Annotated in this window: 5 protein-coding genes and 1 pseudogene; 3 read left to right on the top strand and 3 right to left on the bottom strand. The window is 74.4% G+C overall.

The genetic code is table 11. The features are described 5' to 3' along the window. Positions 1 to 73 precede the first annotated feature (73 nt). Positions 74 to 1,039, top strand: a complete 966-nt coding sequence (locus LE181_RS31405) for an ABC transporter permease (RefSeq protein ID WP_225664970.1) — start codon at positions 74 to 76, stop codon at positions 1,037 to 1,039. A 15-nt stretch (positions 1,040 to 1,054) separates the two neighbouring features. On the opposite strand, the gene LE181_RS31410 is transcribed toward LE181_RS31405, so the two are convergent. Then, positions 1,055 to 1,387 carry an Rv1322 family protein gene (locus LE181_RS31410; protein WP_225664971.1) on the bottom strand — a complete coding sequence of 111 codons (333 nt, stop codon included), beginning with the start codon at positions 1,385 to 1,387 and terminating at the stop codon, positions 1,055 to 1,057. A gap of 204 nt (positions 1,388 to 1,591) precedes the next feature. On the opposite strand from LE181_RS31410, the gene LE181_RS31415 reads away from it, so the two are divergent. Continuing rightward, complete coding sequence (locus tag LE181_RS31415; protein WP_225664972.1) at positions 1,592 to 2,617, top strand: LLM class flavin-dependent oxidoreductase; 1,026 nt, start codon at positions 1,592 to 1,594, stop codon at positions 2,615 to 2,617. A 123-nt stretch (positions 2,618 to 2,740) separates the two neighbouring features. Here LE181_RS31415 and LE181_RS31420 read toward each other — a convergent pair whose 3' ends face one another. Further along, a complete protein-coding gene (locus tag LE181_RS31420; protein WP_225664973.1) occupies positions 2,741 to 3,133 on the bottom strand; it encodes an SCO5389 family protein in 393 nt (130 codons plus the stop codon). Positions 3,134 to 3,340: 207 nt separating this feature from the next. On the opposite strand from LE181_RS31420, the gene nucS reads away from it, so the two are divergent. After that, entirely contained in the window at positions 3,341 to 4,012 is a 672-nt protein-coding gene (gene nucS / locus LE181_RS31425) for an endonuclease NucS (RefSeq protein WP_225664974.1), read from the top strand. Between the two features lie 75 nt (positions 4,013 to 4,087). Here the strand turns inward: nucS and LE181_RS31430 are convergent. Beyond that, a pseudogene (locus tag LE181_RS31430) lies at positions 4,088 to 4,877 on the bottom strand (ATP-binding protein); the annotation flags it as partial.

Genomic DNA, 4,877 nt, shown 5'->3' on the forward strand with positions numbered 1-4,877 from the left:
CTCCCCCGCCGGCCGCCCCCGCGCCGCACAGCGCCCCGGCCGACCTGACCAAGCGCGACAGCGAGGACGCCCGATGACCACCCCCCAGCACCCCGCGCCCCCGCAGCACGCGCCGCAGCAGGCGCCCCAGCCGCCCGCGGGCGCCCCCGCCTACGCCCACCAGGCCCCGCACTCCCACCACGCCCCGCAGGCGCCGGGCCCGCAGGCCGGCTACTGGCCCGGGCAGGCGCCCGGCGGCGGCTACGTCTCGCCCATCCCGATCCGCCGGGCCACGCTCGCCGACGCCCTGCTCTCCGAGTGGACCAAGATCCGTTCGGTCCGGTCGACGGTGTGGACGCTGGGCGTCATGGTGCTGCTCGTCGTCGGCATCGGCCTGCTGGTCGCCGTGGGCTTCGACAGCACGGGCAACGAGATGCACGAGGGCTCGCCGCTCTTCGTCGGCTTCTTCGGTCTCCTGCTCGGCATCATCTGCGTGATCACCCTCGGGGTGCTGACGATCTCGTCCGAGTACGGCACGGGCCTGATCCGCACGACCCTGACCGCCTGCCCGAACCGCGGGCGCGTGCTGGCGGCCAAGGCGGTCGTCTTCTTCCTGCTGACGTTCACGATCATGCTGCTCTGCACCGTGCTCGTGTCGATGGCCGGCTGGACGCTGCTGGAGGACCAGTCCTCCTTCGATCCGTCGGCCGAGGCGTGGCTCCGGGCGACGGTGGGCGTGAGCCTGTACACCGCCACCCTGGGCCTGGTGGCCCTCGCCGTGGGCACCCTGCTGCGGCACTCCGCCGGGGCCATCACCGTCATGCTGGGCGTGGTGCTGCTCCCGCTGGTCCTGGCGATGTTCATGGCGACGGACGCGCTCAGCGACATCCGCCAGGCGTTCTTCGAGTACTCGATCCCCAACCAGCTGGCGGCGTTCTACGGCACCTCCGCCGACCCGGTCTCGGGACCGAGCGGCTGGACCCCGCTGTGGATCATGATCGGCGTCGCGGCCGGGGCCCTGGGCGGCGCGTACGCCTCGCTGGTCAAGCGGGACGCCTAGCCGGGCGGCCGCCGGTCAGTACCGCGGCGCGTTACGGGACCGCTGGAGCCGCGCGCTCCGGCGGTCCTTCGCGTTCCAGCAGGACTTGTGCCAGTGCCGCCGGTCGTCGACGCCGGCGCCGTGCCGCGGCCAGGCGACGACGTGCGGGACGCCCGGCGGGATCTCCTGGTCGCAGCCGGGGCAGCGGTAGTGCTTCGCGGCGGCACCGCCGCCGATCATGCGCACGGCCCAGTCCTCGCCCTGCCAGCTCTCCGTGCGCTCCAGGCCGTACCGTTCGCCGCTCTCGTCGCGCGGGAGGGGGGCGTGTTTGTCGTCGCCGCCTCGCGGGCGGTTTCGGCGCGGGGACACGGGGCACCTCGGGAGGTCTGGGGCTACGGGTCGCGGACCAGCCTACGCGGCACGGCCGTACCCACGATCCGCCGTCCGCACGGGCCTATGGCGCCTGCGCACCGATCATCATGAAAACTTCACGCTCGGCCGTACCTTTGGCACGTGTCAGCCGTTATTGCCTCCAGGGGGGTGCCGCGTCGGTCGCTAGGAGGAACAAGAGCGATGCGCGTTGGAGCGTTTGTCCTGGCCGCCCAATTCCCGGGCCAGGGCCACGAGGAGGCGTTGTACAGAGCCGTCCGGTCGGCGGAGGTCGCCGAGGAGGCGGGGCTGGACGCCGTCTGGCTGGCGGAACACCACTTCGTACCGTACGGCGTGTGCCCGTCCGCGGTGACCCTGGCGGCTCTGCTGCTCGGCCGCACCCGCACCATCGGGGTCGGTACGGCCGTGAGCGTGCTGCCCACCACGCACCCGGTGGCGCTGGGCGAGCAGGCGGCCCTGCTGCACCTGACCTCGGGCGGGAGGTTCACCCTGGGGGTGGGCCGGGGCGGGCCGTGGGTCGACCTGGAGGTGTTCAACTCCGGCCTCGGGGCGTACGAAGAGGGGTTCCCCGAGTCGCTCGAATTGCTGATGCGGTGGCTGCGGGAACCCCGGGTCGGCAGCGCCGGCGAGCGGTTCGCCTTCCGGGAGGTGCCGGTCGTCCCGCGCCCCGACGACCCGTTGGAGGACCCCGGCCCCGGCGTGGTCGTCGCGTGCACCTCGCCCGCGAGCGTACGGCTGGCGGCGGCCCACGGGCTGCCGATGCTGCTCGGCATGCACAGCACGGACGAGGAGAAGGCGGAGATGGTGGCCCTGTGGCGCAAGTGCGCCCTGGAGGGCGGGAGTTCACCGGAGGCGGTGGCGGCCGCCGGTCATGTGGCGGCGGGCGTCGTGCAGATCGGGGACCGGCGCCCCGAGGCGGCGGAGACGCTGCTGAAGGCGATGCCGGGGTGGTTCCACCACGGGCTCACGGCGCATGTGACGGTCGACGGAAGGGCCCGCCGGATGCGCGACCCCCTCGCGTACACGGAGCTGCTGTGCGAGCTGCATCCCGTCGGCCCGCCCCGGCTGTGCGCGGACCGGCTGTCGGCCACCGCCGAACGCACGGGCATCCACCGCTTCGCCCTGCTCGCCGAGGGCTCGGGCGACCTCGCGGCCACCGAGGAGAACCTGCGCCGGCTCGGCTCGGACGTGCTGCCCCTGCTCGGCTGACCCCCCTGCCCCACGTCCTTCGTCCCCCGTACCCCCGTCTCCCGTGCCCCCGTCTCCGGGCGGAGCTGCCGCCCCCGCTCTCTGCGCACCTCCCCCGGTCCCGGAGCGGCAGCACGAACGGCATCAGCAGTCACGCAGCTCCGGTGACTGGTTCAGCAGCTGGCCCCGCACCGAGGTGAAGCGGGCCAGACGCTCGTCCACCGAGCGGTCGACGGGGAAGACCGCCACCCGGTGGCAATTCTGGAACGCCAGCCGGACACCGAAGTGCCGCTGCAGCGCACCGCGGATCGCGTCACTCGCCAGGGCGCGCAGCAGCTGACCGCGCGCCTGCTCGTCCGGCGGCGGCGTCCGGTTGTCGGCGAACTCCCCGCCTTCGACCTGGAGCCGGTCCACCAGAGAGCTGATCATCTCCCACGCGTAGGGCAGGGAGGTCCGGACGCAGTCGACGAAATCGGCTTCGTCGACCTCGCCTCGCTCGGCCTGTTCGAGGAGGGCCGGTGAGACGTCGAGCGACATGGGTTCTCCTCTCGCGACCCCGCGAGCGGGGTCTCAGGGATGGGCGAGCGGACGACGACGCCCTGTGCCCGTACGGCGACCGCCCGCTTCAACGGTAATCCGGCCACTGCTGCCCCACCAGGAGAACACCGACAACTGGCCAAAGCCCGCAGGGCCCTTCCCGGGCGAATCGCGTGAAGTGGCAGGAGTCGAGTAGCGTGGCTCACCATGCGTCTCGTCATCGCCCGTTGCTCCGTGGATTACGCGGGCCGGCTCACCGCCCACCTGCCCTCCGCCCCCCGTCTGATCCTGGTCAAGGCGGACGGCAGCGTCAGCATCCACGCGGACGACCGGGCCTACAAGCCCCTGAACTGGATGTCTCCGCCGTGCACCCTCAAGGAGGAGGACCAGGACGGCGTCGCCGTGTGGACGGTGATCAACAAGGCGGGCGAGAAGCTCATCATCACCATGGAAGAGGTGCTGCACGACTCCTCGCACGAGCTCGGCGTCGACCCCGGCCTGATCAAGGACGGCGTCGAGGCGCACCTGCAGGAGCTGCTCGCGGACCGCATCGAGACCCTCGGCGAGGGCTACACCCTCATCCGCCGCGAGTACCCGACGGCGATCGGCCCGGTGGACATCCTCTGCCGTGACGCCGACGGCGCGACGGTGGCCGTGGAGCTCAAGCGGCGCGGCGAGATCGACGGCGTGGAGCAGCTCACGCGCTACCTGGAGCTGCTCAACCGCGACCCGCACCTCGCGCCCGTGCGCGGCATCTTCGCCGCCCAGGAGATCAAGCCCCAGGCGCGGGTGCTCGCCACGGACCGCGGCATCGGCTGCGTCGTCCTGGACTACGACGCGCTGCGCGGCATCGAGGACGACAAGCTGCGGCTGTTCTGACCCGCCCCCTGCTCGCGCGAGGGCCCGTACGCCGGTGGCGTACGGGCCCTCGCGCGTGGTGCGGGCCGGCCGGTGCTAGGCGACCGGGGTGCCGCCCGGGCTGCCGGCGGTGGGCTGGCCCGTCGCCGGTCCGCTGGCCGCGTTGGACGTGCCGCCGGCGGTGGGCTGGGGCGGGGTCGTCGGCGGGTCGGCGGGCTTCGTCGTCCTGTCCGGCGTGGGCTGCGTCGGCGTCGGCTTCGGGGACTCCCCGCCCGGCGAGCGGCTGGGGCTCTGCGAGGGCCGGCCCGGGACCGTCGGGGGCCGGGGCGCCGGGTCGCCGCCCGGCGATCCGGACGGCGAGGGGCTGCCGGAGGGGCCGGGGGTGCCGGGGGCCGAGCCGCTCGGGCCGGAGGTCCGGCCGGGGCGGCCCGGCCGGTCCTGCACCTGCGGGGCGCCGGGCTCCCCGGCGGCCGGCTCGTCGGCGCTCAGCCCGCCGTCGCCGTCCTGCTGGGAGGCGGTCTGGCCCGGCCGCACCGTGTCCGACGACGGGCCGTCCGTACCGCCCGTGGTGGCGCCGAGGGTGACGACGGTGCCGAGGACGGCCGCGAGCAGGGCGCCGGCGCCCGCCGCGAGGAGATTGCGCCGGTTGCCACCGGACATGAGCTTCTGCGCCCAGGACTGCCCGGCCGCCGGCCCGCGCGGCGGGGCGGCGGGGGGCCGGGGCACGGCGCCCGCGGTGACGACCGGGGTCATGACCGTGGTCATCACCGCGTCCGGGTGCCGGCCGGCGGGCACCGGGGGCATCGTGGCGGGCGGGGCGGCCGACTCCTCGCTGCGCGCGTCCGGGACCTCCTCGCCGGGCGGCGTGCGGCCGTCCGCGCCGGCG

The sequence above is a fragment of the Streptomyces sichuanensis genome (genome assembly GCF_020328095.1).
In the GTDB taxonomy this organism is placed as follows: Bacteria; Actinomycetota; Actinomycetes; order Streptomycetales; family Streptomycetaceae; genus Streptomyces; species Streptomyces cinnamoneus.

Excerpts from the sequence above, each read along its gene's own strand:
- LE181_RS31415 (WP_225664972.1), top strand. The coding sequence starts at position 1,592 with ATGCGCGTTGGAGCGTTTGTCCTGGCCGCCCAATTCCCGGGCCAGGGC.
- LE181_RS31405 (WP_225664970.1), top strand. The coding sequence starts at position 74 with ATGACCACCCCCCAGCACCCCGCGCCCCCGCAGCACGCGCCGCAGCAG.
- nucS (WP_225664974.1), top strand. The coding sequence starts at position 3,341 with ATGCGTCTCGTCATCGCCCGTTGCTCCGTGGATTACGCGGGCCGGCTC.
- LE181_RS31420 (WP_225664973.1), bottom strand. The coding sequence starts at position 3,133 with ATGTCGCTCGACGTCTCACCGGCCCTCCTCGAACAGGCCGAGCGAGGC.